At 56.7% G+C, this 20,285-nt stretch carries 12 protein-coding genes; 6 read left to right on the plus strand and 6 right to left on the minus strand.

All coding sequences use genetic code 11. From position 1 onward, the window contains the following. Position 1: 1 nt before the first annotated feature. The 3 genes from NG653_RS07040 to NG653_RS07050 all read right to left on the minus strand — a co-directional run bounded on the left by NG653_RS07040 (position 2) and on the right by NG653_RS07050 (position 8,249). Positions 2-3,301, minus strand: a complete 3,300-nt coding sequence (locus NG653_RS07040) for a VCBS repeat-containing protein (RefSeq protein WP_252740980.1) — start codon at positions 3,299-3,301, stop codon at positions 2-4. Positions 3,302-3,469: 168 nt separating this feature from the next. Beyond that, complete coding sequence (locus tag NG653_RS07045) at positions 3,470-5,104, minus strand: RagB/SusD family nutrient uptake outer membrane protein (RefSeq protein ID WP_252740981.1); 1,635 nt, start codon at positions 5,102-5,104, stop codon at positions 3,470-3,472. Between the two features lie 19 nt (positions 5,105-5,123). After that, positions 5,124-8,249, minus strand: a complete 3,126-nt coding sequence (locus NG653_RS07050) for a SusC/RagA family TonB-linked outer membrane protein (RefSeq protein WP_252740982.1) — start codon at positions 8,247-8,249, stop codon at positions 5,124-5,126. Between the two features lie 356 nt (positions 8,250-8,605). Between NG653_RS07050 and NG653_RS07055 the strand changes: the two genes are divergently transcribed. The 5 genes from NG653_RS07055 (at position 8,606) to NG653_RS07075 (ending at position 16,561) form a co-directional block, all read left to right on the plus strand. Next, on the plus strand, positions 8,606-9,649 hold the full coding sequence (locus NG653_RS07055) for a LacI family DNA-binding transcriptional regulator (protein ID WP_252741030.1): 1,044 nt from the start codon (positions 8,606-8,608) through the stop codon (positions 9,647-9,649). Between the two features lie 126 nt (positions 9,650-9,775). Next, positions 9,776-10,441, plus strand: a complete 666-nt coding sequence (pgmB, locus tag NG653_RS07060) for a beta-phosphoglucomutase (RefSeq protein WP_252740983.1) — start codon at positions 9,776-9,778, stop codon at positions 10,439-10,441. 11 nt (positions 10,442-10,452) lie between these two features. Further along, entirely contained in the window at positions 10,453-12,759 is a 2,307-nt protein-coding gene (locus NG653_RS07065; protein WP_252740984.1) for a glycoside hydrolase family 65 protein, read from the plus strand. Then, entirely contained in the window at positions 12,752-14,680 is a 1,929-nt protein-coding gene (locus tag NG653_RS07070; protein ID WP_252740985.1) for a glycoside hydrolase family 13 protein, read from the plus strand. Before NG653_RS07065 ends, NG653_RS07070 begins: the two co-directional genes overlap by 8 nt. Positions 14,681-14,683: 3 nt before the next feature. Beyond that, entirely contained in the window at positions 14,684-16,561 is a 1,878-nt protein-coding gene (locus NG653_RS07075; RefSeq protein WP_370281091.1) for an alpha-amylase family protein, read from the plus strand. A gap of 49 nt (positions 16,562-16,610) precedes the next feature. On the opposite strand, the gene NG653_RS07080 is transcribed toward NG653_RS07075, so the two are convergent. Continuing rightward, entirely contained in the window at positions 16,611-17,042 is a 432-nt protein-coding gene (locus NG653_RS07080) for a hypothetical protein (protein ID WP_252740987.1), read from the minus strand. A gap of 181 nt (positions 17,043-17,223) precedes the next feature. Here NG653_RS07080 and NG653_RS07085 point away from each other — a divergent pair, with 181 nt between their 5' ends. Beyond that, entirely contained in the window at positions 17,224-17,934 is a 711-nt protein-coding gene (locus NG653_RS07085) for a glycerophosphodiester phosphodiesterase (RefSeq protein ID WP_252740988.1), read from the plus strand. Positions 17,935-17,987: 53 nt separating this feature from the next. Here NG653_RS07085 and NG653_RS07090 read toward each other — a convergent pair whose 3' ends face one another. Both NG653_RS07090 and glpK read right to left on the minus strand, forming a co-directional pair. After that, positions 17,988-18,719 carry an MIP/aquaporin family protein gene (locus NG653_RS07090; protein WP_252740989.1) on the minus strand — a complete coding sequence of 244 codons (732 nt, stop codon included), beginning with the start codon at positions 18,717-18,719 and terminating at the stop codon, positions 17,988-17,990. Positions 18,720-18,729: 10 nt separating this feature from the next. Beyond that, positions 18,730-20,229, minus strand: coding sequence for a glycerol kinase GlpK (gene glpK / locus NG653_RS07095; protein ID WP_252740990.1), 1,500 nt, complete (start codon positions 20,227-20,229; stop codon positions 18,730-18,732). Between the last annotated feature and the right edge of the window lie 56 nt (positions 20,230-20,285).

Consider the following 20,285-nt stretch of genomic DNA (forward strand, 5'->3'; position numbering starts at 1 on the left):
GTTATCGTTCGTCTTTGGTTAAGAATAGAGGGGAGGCATTGTTCCTCCCGATCACATAGGTTTTTTTCCCCTGTATGCGGAGGGTGTCTATCGCCCTTGAAGCCCCGGGAATCTTCGGGGACAAATCCGGGATCCATTCAAAGCGCCCTTTGCCCCGGTTTTTCAAAAATACGCCATGCAGCGCATCCATCCGGCCGAGTTGGGTGCTTATTTCGTGGAGGTTCCCCACCAGCAGCAGGTCCGGGTATCCGTCGCCGTCCTGGTCCTCCACCAGGATGTCGTAAACCACGGAAGCCTGGGCCATCAGGGGAAGGGGGACCTTGTTGAAATTCCCATTCCCGTCATTCAGGAAAATGCAGCTGGCCAGTTCATAGGCCTTTTTCTGGTCCGCCGCCTTGAGCGTACCCGGCCCGAAAAGGTCGTCGAGGCTCGCCTGGGCAAACTCCCGGTATGTCCGGTAACGCTTGTTTAAAAAGGGCATTTGTTTGACCAACTCATCCTTGGAGGCAAAGGGCGTTTCCACCCCCTGGTGGTAGTGGGTGACCAGGGGTTCCTCCGTCCCGTTGCCGTCGAAATCGCTTCGGTACAGGGTTATCGGGTTTTCGGGGGAAGCGTGGAATTTGCTGTTCAGCCCCCAGTTCCCGGCGATGAGGTCCAGGTCGCCGTCTCCGTCCACATCGGCGAGTTCCAGGCAATTCCACCACCCGTGGGTGTCTGCGAGGCCATTTTCGCGATGGGGGGCCCATCCGGTTCCGGTATTGCTGTAGACCCTTACCGGGGCCCAATGGCCTGCAGTAATGAATTCTTCCCGTCCGTCCCCGTCCAGGTCAGCCCATTTAAAATCGCGGATGCCCCCTGCCTGCCCGGGTTCCGGCAGGAGTTCCCGGGTCACTTCCGTGAAGTTCCCGTTGCCGTCATTGGCGAACAGGCCGTGTTTCGGGGTTTTGCCAAAAGCCCCGGGGGTGTTGTTGGCGCTGATGAACACATCCGTATCCCCGTCGCCGTCCCAGTCGAGGGTGTCCACGCGGGAGGCGTGGAGGAAAACCCCGGAAAAGGCCGTGGTATCCCTTTGGAACGTCCCCTGCCGGTTCCGGTACAGCCTGGGCCGCAGGGGCTCACCTGTCGCAAATTCATTTCCCCCGCTAACGACCAGCAGGTCTACCCACCCGTCTCGGTCCACATCCAGGAAAATATGCCCGGTGTCTTCGGAAAGGGCGTCAGGGGAGAAAACGGACAGGCCCCCTTCCCGGAAGGTGCCGTCCCCTTTCTGTAGGTACAGGGCCGCAGCTTGCCTTTTGGCCCCGCTGATAAAAATGTCGTGAAGGCCATCCCGGTTTACATCGGCCACCGACAGGGCCGGGCCTTCATTTGAAGCGGCAAAGGGCACCAGGGGTTCCCGGTCGAAGTCCAGGCTGGTGTTTTCCCGGTGGACAAAGGGTAAAACGGTATCGGTAACGGACCAGAGGGGTTCCTTCAGGCCCCGGGTATCGTAAAAGTTGCCCCCGGCATCGGCCTGCCGCAGGGTAATGCCGGTGCGGGTGGGGACATCCCTTAGAATTTCAAAGGCGCCTCCGGGCCAAATGACCACCAGGGAATCGAGGCGTTCAGCCGTGCCCAGTCCAAAATGCACCTCCGGGGAAACGGCTGAAAGGTACCCCCGGGAAGGAAAGTTTTCCACCACCTGCAGGCCCTGATGGGAATAGGCCATCACCCGGGCCCCGATGCCGCGGGTATTCGGGGCCCGACCCTCGAAAGCAATGGATAGGTGGTTTCCTGTATTGAGGGTGTTTTCCAGGATGGAGGCCTTTTCATCCACGTGGCTGACGACCAGGTCAAGGTCCCCGTCACGGTCAAGGTCAGCATATACCGCTCCGTTGCTGAAGGTGGGCCGTTTGCCGATCCACGCTGCGGTCCGGTCGGAAAAGGTCAGGTCCCCGTTGTTTTTGAACAGGTAATTTGCGACTTTTTTTGGCGGGATTTCGCGGGTAAGGGGCATGTCGGCGTCCTGCATGCCCTGGTCGATGCGGCGCTGTATGGCTTCATTGGCGATAAAATTCATGTAGTCCATGTCGTTGGTCGCCCCTTTGATCCCATTGGTCACAAACAGGTCTTTATACCCGTCGTTGTCCAAATCGGCCAGCAGGGCGCCCCAGGACCACTCCGTGGCCGCCACGCCGCTCAGGTGGGCCACTTCTGCAAAGGAAGCGCCCCCGAGGTTTACCTGAAGGGTGTTCTGCATGAACTGGGGCGCAAACCCGTTCCGGAGGTATTGGCGGTAGATGGGGTAGGCGTATTCCAGGCCGGAGGTTTTGTAGGTAAGCAGGTCTTCCGGGAGCATGTCGAGGGAAATAATGTCGGTAAGGCCGTCATTGTTGATATCGGCCAGGTCGTTCCCCATACTGAAGTGGGTGGTGTGGCCCACCCTCCCATCTCCCGTGGAGATGATTTCCCTGAAGGTGCCGTCGCCCTGGTTCAGGTAGAGGTAGTCGTTTTCAAAAAAATCATTGCCCACGTAAATGTCAGGATACCCGTTGCCGTCCAGGTCGCTGATGCCTATCCCAAGGCCATAGCCCGACTTTCCCTGGAAAATCCCCGTTTCTTTGGAGACGTCGGTAAAGTAACCCTGGTCATTTCGGTAGATACGATCACCCGAGAGGGGGTCAGAGGATTCCCTTTGGGAGCCCTTGCCGTAGTTGCGATTGGGGTGCACGGAGTGGTTCAGCAAAAAGAGGTCCAGGTCCCCGTCGAGGTCGTAGTCGAAAAAGGCCGCCTGGGTGGACAGGCCGGAAAAGTCGAGGCCATATTCCTCTGCGGCTTCCCTGAAGGTCGGCACCCCATCGGGAGACAGGCCCTGGTTTACATAGAGCAGGTTCCGGCCCTCCAGGGCCCGATATCCCGCTGCCTTGCAAAGGTAAAGGTCAAGCAGGCCGTCCCCGTTGATATCCACGTGGGTGACTCCCGTGGTCCACCCCTGGGAATTGCTGATCCCGGCAAGTCCTGAGACTTCCTCAAAGCGCATTTGCCCGCGGTTCAGGTAAAAGGCATCGGCCTGCTGGTTCCCGACAAAGTAAAGGTCGGGGAGGGAATCGTTGTTGAAATCGGCAACAGCCACCCCGGCCCCATTGTAGTAATACAAATAGGTGAGGATGTTCAACTCCGGGCGCTCTTCCAGGAAATTGCCGAAATGCACGCCGCTCCGGGAAGGGTTTACCTCCCGGAAACCCGTTTTGGGGGCTTCCCGGCAACTGGCCAGCAAGAGCAGGAATATCAGGGCGAGCTGTAATTTCATGGTTGGGTCCAAAGGCCCAAATTTACAGATTCGCCCCGGATACGGGCAACAAACGAATGCTGATCCACCGGGTTTTATCCTTTCTTAACCCTCGTTAAGTTTTTATTAGCCATTTCCGGACGGTACAAAAAAAAGAGGCTGCCATTGGGCAGCCTCTTAATGATTGGGCGTACTGTAAGATTAGTAGCCGGGGTTTTGTTGCAATCCCGGGTTTGCCAGCAATTGTGGCAGCGGGATTGGGAACAATTTGCGGGTGTCGTTGTTGGTTTCAGAACTGCTTTTGAACTCCCATTGGCGGGTGTACTGTCCGAAACGGATCATGTCGTTCCTTCTCCATCCCTCCACGTAAAGCTCACGACCTCTTTCATCAAGAAGGGCCTGCTCATTTACTGAGCCCAGGGGATTCGCATCCCGAAGTACCCGGAGTTCGTTGACTAAAGCTGTGGGGTCGCCGCCGCTGCGCAACTGGGCTTCGGCCTTCATCAGGTGGGCGTCTGCATAGCGGAACAGTACCAGGTGAGCGGTAAAGCCACCGTTATAACGGGGGTTGTACTTCATCAGTCGGATCCCGGTACGCTCGCTGTTATTGATCAGGTTGGGTTGTCCGCTACCGTCAACAAATTCACGGGAGAAGAACAGGGGATTCCCCTGACGGTCCTGAAGCGGGGTTCCATTGAGGGAATATTGCTGCCCAAGCAGGAAGCCATTCCCTACGTTTGAACCGTCCTCAAAACCTCCATTGTCTGAGGTTCCGGCAGCACCTGAAAAGGGAACTCCGATTTGGGGTACCCCTCCGCGGCGCTCTTCCTGCCCGTCGGCAGGAGCACTTTCCAGGTCGGTGGTGTACCGGTTGGAGTTAGCATCTCCTTCAAACAGGTCGTAGAATTCAGCCAGGGTGCTGAAGCCGTTCCAGCCACCACCACCCAATCCAGTGGAATTGTAGTGCAACCCGTTAAAGATACGGTTACCGGTGTTGGCGTTGGAAGTGAACCAAATGGTTTCGCTGTCAGCATCTGATTTGAAAAGGTCAAAATAACCTGCTTGAAGACCATATCCGTCTGCGGCAATGGCATCCACCAGGCTGATCACCTCCTGCATGTCACTTGCAGCCGGGCTGCCGGTGGTGCCGGTGTAGTGGTTGTCATAAATGTGGCGGTTCAGCAGCACCTTGGCTTTCAGGAAGCGGGCGGCAGCCTTGCTGGCCCGGTTCTGGGTGCCTGTGCCGGCAGCGGTAGCCGGGAGTCCGGCAATAGCTGCATCCAAATCGCCCAGGATAAAGTCGACCGCCTCAGCCCCGGTGAGTACCGTGGGGAGTTCTGAAGAAGACAACTCGGTATCCCTGAAGGGAACCTGGCCGTAAAGGTCGAGGATCAGGAACATGGACCATGCCCTCAGGAAATGCGCCTGTGAAGCGACGTCTGAAGGGGCGGCACTACGGGCATCGAGGATCTGAGAGGCCAGCAGCTGGTTGGAGTTCCATTGGTCAAAAGGGGTAATGATATCGATTTCCTCCAGGCCCCATTCGTGCTGGTGGAGTTTCCTCCAGCGTCCGTTGTCACCCCAGTCAGCACCCCGGGTGGGGATCAGCTGCTCATCGGTGGTGACCACGTTCAGGGCGAAGGTATTGGCCTGGTCCCCAAGGGCACCTCCAATTTGGTTATAGAGCTGGTCCAGGGCCGAAGCCGGGTTTTCCAACCCCTGGAAACCTTCACTGATGAAGGAATCCGTTTCCTCGATTTCCAGGTCGGTACAGGAGTACAGGCCTGCAACCGCCAGAAGTGCGAGTGTAAAGGATTTAAATTGAAATCTTTTCATGGTATACAATTTTTTTTAATTAAAAGGTGGCGTTAATTCCAAAGGTAATGGTCATTGGGTTCGGGAACGCTGCCCAGTCAATCCCCCTTACCGGAACACCTGAACCCAGGGTTCCTGTACCTACGGTTACCTCGGGGTCGATACCGCTGTAATCCGTAATCAGGAACAGGTTCTGCCCGGTCAGGGACAGACGAAGGGATTTGAAGGTTCCTTCACCACTTAGAGGCACATTGTACCCAACGGTTGCGTTCTGGAACCGGACAAAATCTCCTTTTTCCAGGAAACGGGTCGAAACCGCAGTGGAAGCACCACCGTTTTCCCCGCTGGCCACTACGTCCTGGGTCACGTTACGGGCGGTAACCAATTGCCCGGCGTTGAAGAAGGAGTTGGCGGTGTTGTTGTACACGGAGAATCCGAACTGACCGTTGAAGAAGGCTGAGGCATCCCAGTTCTTGTGGCGGAAGTTCAGGGTGAGACCTGAAGTAATGTCAGGCAGACCGTCTTCGCCTACGAAGGTTTTGTCTGCATCAGGATCTCCAATCCCGTTCCCGTCGATGTCGCGGTAAGTCGGGTTGCCGTCACCGTCGAAGCCAGTGAATTCTGCCATGTAGTAGGAGAACAGGGACTGGCCGGCTTCAAAACGCTGGGCGAAGGCTCCGGAAAGCCCGGGCCCGTTGATTTCCCCGGTGTTGATTGACCCCTGGAAGTCCTGGATCTCGTTCTTGTTGTACGCGATATTGAATGCCACGCCGAAGTCGGTGTCTGCCGTCTGCACGAAATCGTAGTTGATGGCGAATTCAATCCCCTGGTTGAGTACCGAGGCATCTACGTTACCAAACTGGAAAGGTATGGTAGAAGGTGCGGCGGGAGGGGTCTGCAGAAGCAGGTCATTGGTTTCCCTGCGATAGACATCGATGCTACCACTCAGGCGGTCATTGTTGAATCCGAAGTCGAGACCGACGGTCATGTCGAAGGTGGTTTCCCATTTAAGGTCGGGCACGTCTGTGGCGACAATGGAAAGACCGTTCTGGTTTACGGACATATCGTTGTTGATGCCAAGGCCTGCAAAACGCTGGCGGGCTACGAAGTTACCGTATCCAAGACCTTCCTGGTTACCGATAAGACCGGCACTGAGGCGGAGTTTCAGGGTAGAAACGCTCTCAGGCATAAAGTCTTCCTCGGCAATCTGCCAGGCAAAGGCCCCTGAAGGGAAGTATCCGTACTGGTTTTCAGGACCGAACCTTGAGGACCCGTCCGCCCGCATTGTGGCGGTAAAAAGGTACTTGCCCATCAGGCTGTAGTTGACCCGTCCGAAGAAGGACTGCAGCTCGTCGGTATTGTCGAAAACGTCTGCTGTAACAGAGCGAACGGCCCTGTTGAACTGGAAGGGGACCGCTTCTCCCGCTACAACGTCAGGGAAAAGGCGGTTAACCACCAGGGAAGAGGTGTTTACCCCATAGTAGAACTGTTGGTAGGAACCGTCAATGGTGCGCGCAGCGGCATTAACAGTGTTCCGAATGGCATCTGCCATGCCGTTCAGTTCAGAGGTCCCGAAGCCCCTGGCCGCTGAGTTCCGGCCTGAGGTGCGGAAATCCTGGTAAGCATACCCCACGAGGGCGTCGAGGTTTGAATTCTCGAATTCCTTGCGGTAGTTCAGCGTGGCTTCCAGGGTTTTGTTCTCCCGGTCCAGCGTGTTGTAGGTTCCGAAACCAAGGGTTTCAATCCCGGTGAAGTTCTGGATATTGGAAGAAAGCACCGAGGTGTTTTCACTCTCAGACTTATCGTAACCCATATTCACCTTGGCTGAAAGTTCAGGGGTGAATTTGTACTCCACTGATCCGTTCAGCAGGAAACGGTCCGTATTGGTTATGTTCTGGGATTCCGCCAGGTAGTTGGCCGGCTGGATTTGCCCGCCTCCGTCATCAAAGTCGGCGCTGGAAGGCCAGGTTGGGTTTGCGGAATAGGCGGCCCCGAGGATGTCCCCGCGGAAACCGGCACCGGCAGCGAGGGGCGGTTGCTCCCTGTTCACGCGGCCGATAGAGGTTTGCAGCCCCACAATCAGTTTGTCGTCAAGGAAGCGCTGGGTCAGGTTAAGCCTTCCGGTTATCCGTTCGAATTCGGATTTTTCAACCACCCCGAATTGTTTCTGGTATCCGAAGGTAGCCCGAACGTTTCCGGACCCGTAGTTCCTGGAATAGGCCAGGTTGTGGTTGGTGGAAGCCGCTGTGCGGGTCACCACGTCCTGCCAGTTGGTGTTGGCGCCGAAGTCCACATCGCTGGGGGTACCTCCGTAGAGGGCCACTGCATCGAGGAATTGTTCGCGGTTCAGCAGGTCGTACTGACGTACCGGGGTGGCAATGCTAAGGTTGGAAGACCATTCGATCTGCCCCCCGGTAGCCCCCCGGCCACTTTTGGTGGTGATGATCACGACCCCGTTCGCACCCCGTGAACCGTAAATAGCGGTAGCGGAGGCGTCTTTAAGGATGCTGATGCTTTCAATGTCGTTCGGGTTCAGGAAGTTCAGCGGGTTACCGACTTCAGAACCACCTTGCCCTGTGTCCCCTGAGGCATCGGTATTCTGCCCGAACAGGGGCACGCCGTCAACCACGAAGAGGGGGTTGTTACTGGCGCGAACAGAGTTGGCACCCCGGATGTTAACATTAATCCCTGCACCGGGCTCCCCGCTCGTTTGCTGGATGTTAACCCCGGCAGTTTTACCCTGGATCAATTGTTCCGGAGAGGAGATCACCCCTCCGTTGAACTCGTCGGAAGTCACCGAGGCCACGGAACCGGTCGCGTCCTTGACGGTAGTCTGGCCGTAACCGATGATCACTACCTCATCCAATGCCTGGGCATCTTCCTGAAGGGTAACATTAATGGTTGAGCGCCCGTTTACCGGCACTTCCTGGGTGGAATAACCGATATAGCTGAAAACCAGCACGGCATTCGCATCGACTCCGTCCAGGGTATAATTCCCGTCGAAATCTGTTTGTGTACCAGTGGTTGTTCCCTTTACCACAACGCTGGCGCCCGGAAGGGGGCCATTCGCATCAGAAACATTACCTGATACTTCTTGCGCCTGCGCCCATCCGAAGCACAAAAATGCCCCGACAAGCAGTAAGCTCCTGAGTAGCGTAATCTTCATAAATCGTTAGTTTTAAAGTTTAGTTAATTTAATTCAAGAGGTCAAAGTATGTAAAAAAATTGTTAATATCCTATTTTTAGTACTGTTAAAGGGCACGAAACCGTTTTCGTGTTAATATTTTACCATGAAATACGAATGCCCTAATTTTTGATTGTTCCTGTTACTTATATGGTAAAGGCGGGGGTGTAATTTTATGTATAAGCGAAACAAATATAGTATTTTTTTGATGCCACGGCAATTTACGTAAATTTTCAGTCCCTAATAAAACAGGGGTTTTCCAAAGGGCGCACCCCCGGGGATACTCCTGAAGGAATATTGCTTACTTTCACTTTGGAATTGATCGGACCTTTACCATGATGAGAAAGAACATCACCCTGAAGGATATTGCCCGCGAATTGGAGGTTTCGGTCTCCACGGTTTCGAAGGCCCTGAAAAACAGCAATGAGATCAGCCGCGATACCCGTGAAAAGATACAGGCCTTTGCAAGGCTCTACAACTACAAGCCCAACAATATTGCCATCAGCCTTAAGAACAAGCGCACCAAAAATATAGGGGTGGTGATCCCGGACATCGTGCACCATTTTTTCACTACGGTGTTCCGGGGGATTGAGAAATACGCCAACGGGAAAGGCTATAACGTAATCGTATGCGTTTCCGATGAGTCCTTCGACAAGGAGGTCATCAATATGGAAATGCTTGCCAATGGCAGCATTGACGGGTTTATTATGGCCCTCTCCGCTGAAACCCAACTCAGGGGCGATTATGCGCACCTGCGGCAGGTTGCCGAACAGGGCATCCCCCTGGTCCTTTTTGACCGGGTGACCGAGGAAGTGCCCTGCGACAAGGTCGTAATCAATGATGAGGAAGCGGCCATGCAGGCCGTGGAGCACCTGATCCGGAGTGGTAAAAGGCGTATAGCCCTGATTACGAACGAAAGCTACCTGCACGTGAGCGCCATGCGGGAGAAGGGCTATCGCCGGGCACTCAAAGATCATGGCATCCCCTTTGATGACACCCTCGTCCTCCGTCTGCCCTACCAGTTTGAGGAGGAGGAGTTAAGCAGGCAATTCTTTGAGACCCGGAAATTCGATGCCGTGCTTTCGGTCAATGAGATATTTGCCATCAGGGGGATGCGCCTGGCCCGGGGGCAGGGATACCGGATTCCTGAAGATATTTCCTTTATCGGCTTTACCGACGGGATGCTTTCCCGGTATTCCATCCCAACCCTGACTTCGGTAGCCCAGCACGGGGAGGAAATGGGGGCCTGTGCCGCCCGCCTGCTGATCGGGAAAGTAGAGCACGAATACGACGAAACCGACCCTGGCAGCTATCGGACTGAAGTTATCCGGGCAAGCCTCATCGAAAGGGAATCCACCCTTCCCGGCCTCCCCGGGTCCTGACGGCCCGGCTAAAGAAACCCAACCGCTTGCCTTCCATGGGGCTAAAGAAAGAATTCCTTTCTATATTTGACAACCGGGAACCCCTGGATGCTGCCTTCCGGCCTCCCCGGGTAAAAGAGATTCTATATGAAGGGTTTTATTTTTGACCTCGACGGGGTTATCGTGGACACCGCCCGGTACCATTACCTCGCCTGGAAACACCTGGCCGACCAGCTGGGAATCCCGTTCACCGAAGCCGATAATGAACGCTTCAAGGGGGTGAGCCGCCGCAGGTGCCTGGAAATCCTTCTCGAAATGGGTGGCCTGCAGGTGCCGGGGGAGCAATTCGAAGCCTGGTTGCTGGAAAAGAACGAAGACTACCTCTCCTATATCAGTAAAATGGATGCCTCGGAAATCCTCCCGGAAGTACCCCGGGTGCTGGAGTTTCTCAGGGAAAGGGACGTCCCCATGGCCCTGGGCTCTGCCAGCAAGAACGCCAGGCCCATCCTGGAAAAAGTGGGGCTTGCCTCCTACTTCAGGACGGTGGTGGACGGGAACGAGGTGGTGAAAGCCAAACCCGACCCGCAGGTATTCCTTATGGCGGCTGACCGCCTGGGTGTTGCCCCCGCTGAATGTGTGGTGTTCGAGGACGCTCAGGCGGGCATCGCAGCCGCCAACGCCGCGGGCATGTACAGTATCGGGATCGGGGATGCCGCCGTGCTCGGGGAAGCCGACCGCGTATTCCGGGATTTTACAGAAATCCGCCCCGGTTTTATGGAGCACCTGCTCCAATTGGAAATAAAAACGTCTTAAACAGGAACTTTATGAACCAGGATTATATCGTACCCGATGTGTGGTCGATTATAGAGGAAGGTTTTGAGCCTTCCCGGGTGAAATCATCTGAAAGTTTGTTCAGCCTCGGAAACGGGGCCATGGGCCAGCGGGCAAACTTCGAGGAAGCATACAGCGGCCCCACCTTCCAGGGAAGCTACATCGGGGGGGTGTACTATCCTGACAAAACCAGGGTGGGCTGGTGGAAGAACGGCTACCCGGAGTATTTTGCCAAGGTAATCAATGCCCCGAGCTGGATTGGGATCGGGGTAACGGTGGACGGGGAAGCCCTCGACCTGAACCGCTGTACGGAAATCAAAGGGTACCGGCGCGAATTCCATATGAAGGAGGGCTGGTACCGACGCTCCTTCCAGGCCCGGCTCCGGAACGGGGCGCGGGTGGCTGTGGAGGCCACGCGCTTCCTGAGCATGGCCCATGGGGAACTCGGGGCGATCAAATACAGTATTACCCTGCTCGAAAAGGGGGGTACCATTGCCCTGGAACCGTATCTCGACAGCGGCATCACCAACGAGGATTCCAACTGGGACGACCAGTTCTGGCAAAGCACCAGGGTGGTTTCCGAGGGGGCGCGGGCCTGCATTGAAGCCCACACCCTGAAAACTTTTTTCCACACCTGCACCTTCATGGAGGCGCACCTGACCCTTGACGGGGCTGAAATCGGGAACGAACCTGAGGTGAGGGAAGAACCGACTTACGTGGGGCACCGGTATACCGTAGAGGTGCCTGAAGGGCAAACCCTTACCCTCTATAAATACGGCGGATATACGGTGGACCTGAACCACCCGAAAGAGGGGTTGATGCAGGCGGCCTGGAAGGTGCTCGGCACGGCCCGCAAAAAGGGGTTCGACGGCCTTCTGGAGGAGCAGCGCCAGGCCTGGGCCCGCATCTGGGAAATGAGCGATATTACCATAGAGGGCGATGTGAAGGCCCAACAGGGCATCCGGTTCAACATCCTGCAGCTGAACCAGACCTATACCGGCAGGGATTCACGACTCAATATCGGGCCGAAGGGATTCACCGGGGAAAAATACGGGGGGAGCACCTACTGGGATACCGAAGCCTACTGCATTCCCTTTTACATGGCCACCAAAGACCAGTTTGTAGCCAGGAACCTGTTGAAATACCGCTATAACCACCTGGAAAAGGCGATAGAAAACGCGGCCAAGCTGGGCTTCAGCAAGGGGGCGGCCCTCTACCCCATGGTAACCATGAACGGCGAGGAATGCCACAACGAGTGGGAGATCACCTTTGAGGAGATCCACCGCAACAGCGCCATCGCCTATGCCATTTACAATTATTACCGCTATACGGGCGACTATACCTATATCCCCGACATGGGCCTTGAGGTGCTTATCGGCATCGCCCGGTTCTGGTACCAGCGCGCCTCCTTTTCCGAACCAAAGCAGCAATACGTTATTTTGGGGGTTACGGGGCCCAATGAGTACGAGAATAATGTCAACAACAACTGGTATACCAATTATTCGGCCCGCTGGTGTATCCGGTTTTGCCTTGAGCAGCTTCGCAAGGTTAAGGACGGGTATCAGGAAGACTATCGCCGCATTATCGGCCATACCCGCCTGACCGAAGTCGAAACGGAAAAATGGAAAAAGGTGGCCGATCAGATGTACCTTCCCTATTCAGAGGAACATAAGGTTTACCTGCAACAGGACGGCTTCCTGGACAAGGAGCTGATCCCGGTCTCGGAACTGGACCGCACCCAGCGGCCACTCAACCAGAAATGGAGCTGGGACCGCATCCTGCGTTCGCCCTATATTAAACAGGCCGACACCCTGCAGGGGTTCTATTTCTTTGAAGAACATTTCACCCTGGAGGAACTGGAAAGGCACTTCGATTTCTACGAGCCGTTTACGGTGCACGAGTCGTCCCTTTCCCCCTGTGTGCACAGCATTCAGGCGGCCAGGCTGAATCGCATGGACCAGGCCTACGAGTTTTACCTGCGCACCTCCCGCCTCGACCTGGACGATTACAACAAGGAGGTCCACGAAGGGCTGCACATCACCTCCATGGCCGGTACCTGGATGAGCATTGTGGAAGGTTTCGGGGGGCTCAGGGTCATCAATGACAAGCTGAATTTCCACCCCCGCATCCCTAAGCAATGGAAGTCCTATTCCTTCAAGCTCAATTTCCGTGGCCGGATCCTGAAGGTGACAGTCACCCCCGGCAAGGCCAGTTTCCACCTCGATGCTGAGGAAGAGATGTCGATCCGGGTCAACGGGAACCGGGTGGTACTCCCCCCCCAGGAAACCGTCCATGTGTAACCGGGGGCGGGATTGCTGCGGGAAACGGGCCCGGGCATGGGCAAGGGCAGCCCTGTTCCCGGCACTCCTGGCCCCCCTGATGATGGTTGTTATGGCAAACCGGTTACTGGCGCAGGTCAGGGTTGAGCCCCCCAACTGGTGGGTGGGCATGCACAACCCTTCCCTCCAGTTGATGCTCCACGGGTCCGGGATTGCCGGATATCGCCCTGAAATTTCAGGCGATGGGTTGACCCTGGAGGCCTGGCACCCGGGCGCGAGCCCGAACTACCTCTTCCTCGACCTCACGGTGGCCCCGGAAGGGGAAGGGGGTTGGGTATCGATTGCCCTGGAGCGCTCCGGCTTCCCCAAAATCACCCTGGAATACGAACTGAAAAGGCGGGAAAGGCCTCCGGAGGCCCTCAGGGGCTTCGATTCCTCCGATGTGGTCTGCCTGATCACCCCCGACCGGTTCGCCAATGGGGACCCCGGGAACGACCAGGTGCCCGGGCTCAGGGAGCAGGGGGTCAACCGGAAGGACGATTATGCCCGGCACGGGGGCGATATCCGCGGGATCATCGAACACCTCGACTACCTCTCTGAAATGGGGTTTACCGCGCTTTGGCCCACCCCCCTGCTGACCAACGACATGCCCCGGACGTCTTACCACGGGTATGCCATTACTGATTTTTATGCGGTAGACCCCCGTTTCGGCACCCTGGAGGAGTACCGGGAACTCAGCGACAAGGCGCGCGCCCGCGGCCTGAAACTGATCATGGACCAGGTGGTAAACCATTGCGGCCTTTACCACTGGTGGATGGCAGACCTTCCTTTTCCGGACTGGATACACTACCAGGACGACTTCCTGGCGGGCCGGCCCTTTACGGTCACTAACCACCGCCGCACGACCAACCAGGACCCTTATGCCGCCCGCACCGACAGGGAGCTCTTGAACCAGGGGTGGTTTGTCCCGGATATGCCCGACCTGAACCAGTCAAACCCCTTTATGGCCACATACCTGATCCAGAACAGCATCTGGTGGGTGGAAACCCTGCAACTCGGGGGGATCCGGCAGGACACCTATCCCTATCCCGACAAGGCCTTTATGGCCCGGTGGGCAAGGGTCCTGATGGAGGAATACCCGGAATTCACCATCGTGGGCGAGGAGTGGAGCTATAACCCCTTGCTGGTCGGGTACTGGCAGCACGGGGCGCATAACCGGGACGCCTACCAGTCGTGGCTCAGGTCGACCATGGACTTCCCCCTCCAGAAGGCCCTGGTGGGGGCCTTAACTGCGGAAGAGGGTTGGGACGCCGGCCTGAATATCCTTTACGAAGCCCTGGCCAATGATTTCCATTACCCCCGCCCCCTCGATTTGCTCTTCTTCGGCGACAACCACGATATGGACCGGTTGTTTACCCAGTTGGGGGAATCGGTCGGCCTCACTGAAATGGCACTGGCCTTTATTCTTACGGCCCCAAGGATCCCTCAGATCTATTACGGCACCGAATTGTTGTTGCAGAACAGCGCAAAGCCCGGAGACCACGGCCTGATCCGCACCGACTTCCCGGGGGGTTGGTCAGGGGACCCCAAAAACGGGTTCGACGGCAGGGGCCTGGACCCCCGTGAGCGGGCCATGCAGGCCTACGTTAAAAAACTCCTGAATTTCAGGAAGCAAAGCCCGGCCCTGCAAATGGGCGGCACGCTCCATTTTGCCCCGGAGGACGGGGTGTACGTGCTGGCGCGGACCTACGGGGACGAGCGGGTGGTGCTGGTGCTGAACAAAAACGAGAAGCCTTATGCCCTGTCCCTCGGCCGTTTCGAAGAACTGGGCCTGGAGGGAAAACCCGTAAGGAATATCCTCAATGGAGAAACCCTGGTTTGGGAAGGCAGGTTGCCCCTAAATTCCCCCGGGGCCTATATTTTTGCAACCCATAAGGATTAAACGATGAAACCGATAACCTTAATTCCGCTGGCTGCCCTGTTCCTTTTTTCCTGTGGGGAAAAAAAGGGGCAGGGGGCGGACAATGAGAAGGAAACCCCTATGAAAGAGACCGGAAAAATAGTCGTCTACCAGGTATTTACCCGGTTATTCGGGAATACGAACACCACCAACAGGCCCTGGGGGACCCTGGAAGAAAATGGCGTGGGCAAGTTTGCAGATTTTACACCCACCGCCCTGAACGAAATCAGGGAGCTGGGGGTCACCCACATCTGGTATACGGGGGTGCCCCACCACGCCCTGGTCACCGATTATTCGGCATTCGGCATGTCCCCTGATGACCCCGATGTGGTGAAGGGAAGGGCCGGGTCTCCCTATGCCGTGAAGGATTATTACAATGTAAACCCCGACCTGGCCACAGACCCTGCCAACCGCCTGGAGGAGTTCCGGGCTTTGGTGGAGCGCAGCCACCAGGCGGGCCTTAAAGTCCTGATCGATATTGTCCCCAACCACGTCGCCCGCAGGTACGAGGGGGCTTCCACCCCGGCCGGCAGCACGCCTTTTGGGGCCACGGACGATACCTCGGTGGAATATTCCCGCGACAACGATTTTTATTACCTGCCAGGGGAATCTTTCCGGGTACCCCTGTGGCGGGACGGGTACCGCCCCCTGGGGGGGCAGGAGCACCCCCTGGCCGATGGCATTTTTGAGGAGAACCCTGCCAGGTGGACCGGGAACGGTTCCCGCCTTGCCCGGCCCGACATGAACGACTGGTATGAGACGGTTAAAATCAACTATGGGGTTAAACCCGACGGCAGCTACGATTTTGAAGTCCTTCCCGAAGGATTCGACCAGAAAGGTTACCGCGACCACTACGAATTCTGGAAGGGACGGGATGTGCCGGGCACCTGGGAAAAATTCCGCGATATTGCCCTCTACTGGCTCGATTTAGGTGTCGATGGCTTCCGCTACGACATGGCGGAGATGGTACCCGTGGAATTCTGGAGTTACCTGAATTCGCACATCAAGATGAAAAACCCGGGGGCTTTCCTGCTGGCTGAGGTCTATAACCCCGCCCTGTACAGGACCTACATCCACAACGGGAAAATGGATTACCTCTACGATAAGGTGGAACTCTACGACAGCCTCAAGCACATTATCCAGGGCCATGGGTGGACAGACCACATCCCCGTGGTGCAGAAGGGTTTGATGGATATTGAACACCACATGCTGCATTTCCTCGAAAACCACGATGAACAGCGGCTTGCCAGCCCTGAATTTGCCGGGGATGCCCGCCGGGGGATGCCTGCCATGGTGGTGTCGGCTACCCTGAGCACTTCCCCCACCATGCTGTATTTCGGGCAGGAGGTCGGGGAACCCGGGGCAGAAGATGCGGGTTTCGGAAAGCCCTCCAGGACCTCCATTTTCGATTACATCGGGGTGCCCCACCATCAGCGGTGGATGAACGGAAAACGCTTTGACGGGGGTGCCTCCACGGCCGGGGAGCGGGAACTGCGCGACTTTTACCAGCGGTTGCTGAACTTTGTGATCGGGAGCGAGGCCCTGATGGGGCGGTACGAAGACATCCATTACTACAACAAGGAACACACGCCTTCCTATGACCACCGGGTGTATTCCTTTGTCCGCTGGTCGGATGCCCAGCGCCTGGTCCTTATCAGCAATTTTGATACTGGGAAGGCCTATGACTTCGAACTAAAGGTGCCGGAAGCCATAATCGCAGCCTGGGGCCTGGAAGAAGGGGAATACCGCCTGAAAGACCGGTTGTATGGCGACCAGAACCCGGTTATGAAGGTGTCCGGGGGCATAGGCCATATACCCCTGAGGGTCTCCCCCCTGGAGTCCTTCATCCTTGAACTGCAATAAAAAAGCCGGCCAATGGGGCCGGCTTTAAAGGATCGGGATCGGAGGTTGGCTAAGAAGCTTCTTTGGGGGATGCTGCCTTGTACACCAGGGAAATGACCACCCCAACAAAGCCGTAAAACACGATGTCGAGCACTGCTTCGACCAGATGCCCGGTGGTGTCCATCAAATTGGAGGTGCCCAACCAGAGCAGGCCCATCCCCACACCGATGATAAAGCCTATCCATGCCCCGAAGGTGAACCCTTCCGTAAAGCTGTGGTGTCCCCGGGCCCACTTTCCATAAAGCGTACTCATCCCGAAACAGGCGAAGAGGTTCCCGATGAAAATGAAAACCATATTCATTTCCGCATCCGGTTTCATCACGTTGGTGATGGTGTGTGCCTCGAAAAAGGAGACGGCGGCTATCCCCCAGATCAGATAGCCCAGTACAAACATGGTGACCGTGGCTGCCAGGGTCGCCAAAAGGTTTTGTTTTGAAAACATCGTTTTTTAGGTTAATTGGTTAATAGTGAGGAGAATATACAAAATAAAAAGACATGTGGAGCTTCGGGCCTCAGATTTTTCGGCCTGCCTGCCTTCCAAATTTTTTGGGGAAGCCTTACTTTAGTCCGAAAATGCCGGAATCATGAGGCGCACCTGGAGTCTTTGCATACTGTGTTGTATTATGAGTAACTGTACCCCGAAACCCGAATCCCCACTGATCATCGGCCACCGGGGTGCCATGGGGTATGAAACCGAAAATACCCTGGCCTCCATTGAAAAGGCCATGGAACTGGGGGTGGACATGATCGAGATCGATGTGTTCCGCATCCAGACCGGGGAGATCGCCGTATTCCACGACGAGCGGGTGGAACGCCTGGCCAATAGCGGCGGCAGGATCGAGGAATACAACTTCTTCGACATGAAAAAGCTGATCCTCGACGGGGGCCACCGGATCCCGATTCTACAGGAGGTATTGAAGCTGGTAGACCACAGGGTCCCGCTGAATATCGAACTCAAAGGCACCGGCACGGCAGGCCCTGTACAGCATATCGTTTCCTACTATACCGCCCAAAGGGGATGGGCCCCCGACCAGTTTATCATTTCCAGTTTCAACTGGGACGAACTCAGGGCGTACCGCGCCCTGGACCCCGAAGCCCGGATTGCCGTGCTGGTGGAAGGGGATCCGCTGGAAGCCCTGGAGGTCGCGGCCGAGCTGAAGGCCGAGGCGATCAACCCGCACTACACCCAGGTAAATGCCGAAAAGGTTGCGCGCATCCACCAGGAAGGCTTTAAGGTCTATACCTGGACGGTAAACGACCCCGCGGATTTCCAAAACCTTAAGGCCATGGGCGTAGACGGGGTCTTTTCCAACTTTCCCGACCAGATGCGCTAGGCCGGTTGCCGTGATCAAGTCCCATAGGGCGGCCCCGGGGGTGAAACTTCGTATCAGGGGGCCAGGGCCAGGTGCAACAGTGCAGCGATTACCCCGCCTGCTATGGGCCCTGCCACGGGGACCCAGCTGTAACCCCACCCACCCGGGCCCTTGTGCTTTATGGGCACCAGGGCATGGATGATCCTCGGGCCCAGGTCCCGTGCCGGGTTGATGGCATAGCCCGTGGTGCCTCCAAGGGAGAGGCCAATACCCCACACGAGCAGGGCGACCGGGAGGGCGCCCAGGGACCCCAGACCGATTACCGTCCCGGGGTTGTCGAGCGTGGCGTCGGTGAAGTTGAAAATGGTGAACATCAGCACAAAGGTGCCTGCGATTTCCCCCAGGAGGTTTACAGGCAGGTTGCGGATGGCAGGAGCCGTGCTGAAGACTGCCAGTTTGGTGTCTGGGTCTTCAGTGGCATTAAAATGGTCCCGGTATACCAGCCAGGTCAGCAAGGCCCCCAGCAGGGCGCCGGCAAACTGTGCGGCGATATAGGCAGGCACCTGCTGCCATGGGAAATCCCCCGCCACGGCCAGGGAAAGGGTCACCGCCGGGTTGATGTGGGCCCCGCTGTAAGGCCCGGCCACCACCACCCCTATGTAGACCCCCAGGGCCCATCCGGTGGTGATGACGATCCACCCCCCGTTTTGTCCTTTGGTCCCTTTCAGGACCACATTGGCCACTACCCCGCAACCCATCAGGATCAGCAGTAAGGTGCCCAGTAGTTCAGCTGCGAATGCATTCATAGTTAAGGAGTTAATCGGTATCTTTCGCCCAGTGTTCCAAAGCCCCGATGGCCCGGTACCACCCCCGGATGCCTTCCGCGATTTTCGCCCTTTTTTTGGTAGGGGTGAAACGGCGGTCGACCTGCCATAGCTTTTCTATTTCTTCCAGGCCATCCCAGTACCCCACGGCCAGGCCCGCCAGGAACGCGGCGCCCATGACTGTGGTTTCCACAATTTTGGGCCTTACGGTAGTGGTATCGAGCACATCCGACTGGAACTGCATGAGCAGGTCGTTCACGGTGGCGCCCCCGTCGACCCGCAATTCGCTTATCGGGATCCCGGAATCGGCGGTCATAGCCTTCAGCACGTCCATGGTCTGGTACGCGATGGATTCCAGGGCCGCCCTGGCAATATGGGCGTCGGTGCTGCCCCGGGTCAGGCCAAAAATGCTGCCCCGCGCTTCCTGGTTCCAGTGTGGCGCCCCAAGGCCTGCAAAGGCCGGCACGAAATACACCCCGTCCGTATCCGTGACGGTGGAGGCCAGGGCTTCCACCTCGGCCGAACCATCGATGATTTTAAGGCTGTCGCGAAGCCACTGTACCACGGCCCCTGCGATGAAAATGCTCCCCTCCAGCACATAGGTGGTTTGTTGTCCCAGGGTCCACCCCACGGAGGTCAGCAGGTTGTTTTTTGATACGATCGGGCTGTCCCCAATATTCATCAGCATGAAGCAACCCGTGCCGTAGGTGTTCTTCACCATGCCCCTTTGGGTGCACATTTGCCCGAAAAGGGCGGCCTGCTGGTCCCCGGCAATCCCGGAAATGGGGATTCCTTCCTTCAGGAAGCCCGAATCGGTGTGCCCGTAGACCTCGCTCGATCCGCGGACCCGGGGCAGCATGGAGGCGGGCACGGCAAACAGTTCCAGCAGTTCCGGGTCCCAGTCGAGGGTATGGATGTTGAACAACAGGGTCCGGCAGGCATTGGTGGTGTCGGTGATATGGAGCCCGCCCCCGGTCATTTTCCAAATCAGCCAGCTGTCTATGGTCCCGAGCAACAGGTCGCCCGCTTCGGCTTTTTGCCTCGCCCCGGGGACCTTGTCCAGGATCCAGTTTACCTTGGTGCCGGAGAAATAGGCGTCCAGCACCAGGCCGGTTTTTTCGCGCACCCATTCCTGGTGGCCTGCTTTTTTCAGGCGGGTGCAAAAATCCGCGGTGCGCTTGTCCTGCCAGACAATGGCCCGGCTGACGGGTTTCCCCGTGTTTTTGTCCCACACCACCACGGTTTCCCTTTGGTTGGTTATCCCGATGGCCTTAATTTCATGGGGACGGATCCCGGCGCGGGCCAGGGCTTCGGAGGCCATTCCCGATTGTACGGCCCAGATTTCCTCCGCATCGTGTTCCACCCAGCCCGACTGCGGAAAATACTGGGTAAATTCTTTTTGGGCGGAAGAGACGATTTCTCCCTTTCGGTTGAATACCAAAGCCCTGCAGCTGGTGGTGCCCTGGTCGAGCGCTAGAATAAATCCTTCCATAAAAACGGTTTTATGCGGGTGGACGGGGTTGGGTTTGGCCCTAAAATAATCGAATT

Source organism: Robiginitalea marina (assembly GCF_024006985.1).
GTDB classification, from domain to species: domain Bacteria; phylum Bacteroidota; class Bacteroidia; order Flavobacteriales; family Flavobacteriaceae; genus Robiginitalea; species Robiginitalea marina.

What these genes read in the sequence shown, in the direction of transcription:
- NG653_RS07045 (WP_252740981.1), bottom strand. Translation starts at nt 5,104, where the DNA reads ATGAAAAGATTTCAATTTAAATCCTTTACACTCGCACTTCTGGCGGTT.
- NG653_RS07050 (WP_252740982.1), bottom strand. Translation starts at nt 8,249, where the DNA reads ATGAAGATTACGCTACTCAGGAGCTTACTGCTTGTCGGGGCATTTTTG.
- NG653_RS07055 (WP_252741030.1), top strand. Translation starts at nt 8,606, where the DNA reads ATGAGAAAGAACATCACCCTGAAGGATATTGCCCGCGAATTGGAGGTT.
- pgmB (WP_252740983.1), top strand. Translation starts at nt 9,776, where the DNA reads ATGAAGGGTTTTATTTTTGACCTCGACGGGGTTATCGTGGACACCGCC.
- NG653_RS07065 (WP_252740984.1), top strand. Translation starts at nt 10,453, where the DNA reads ATGAACCAGGATTATATCGTACCCGATGTGTGGTCGATTATAGAGGAA.
- NG653_RS07070 (WP_252740985.1), top strand. Translation starts at nt 12,752, where the DNA reads ATGTGTAACCGGGGGCGGGATTGCTGCGGGAAACGGGCCCGGGCATGG.
- NG653_RS07075 (WP_370281091.1), top strand. Translation starts at nt 14,684, where the DNA reads ATGAAACCGATAACCTTAATTCCGCTGGCTGCCCTGTTCCTTTTTTCC.
- NG653_RS07080 (WP_252740987.1), bottom strand. Translation starts at nt 17,042, where the DNA reads ATGTTTTCAAAACAAAACCTTTTGGCGACCCTGGCAGCCACGGTCACC.
- NG653_RS07085 (WP_252740988.1), top strand. Translation starts at nt 17,224, where the DNA reads ATGAGTAACTGTACCCCGAAACCCGAATCCCCACTGATCATCGGCCAC.
- NG653_RS07090 (WP_252740989.1), bottom strand. Translation starts at nt 18,719, where the DNA reads ATGAATGCATTCGCAGCTGAACTACTGGGCACCTTACTGCTGATCCTG.
- glpK (WP_252740990.1), bottom strand. Translation starts at nt 20,229, where the DNA reads ATGGAAGGATTTATTCTAGCGCTCGACCAGGGCACCACCAGCTGCAGG.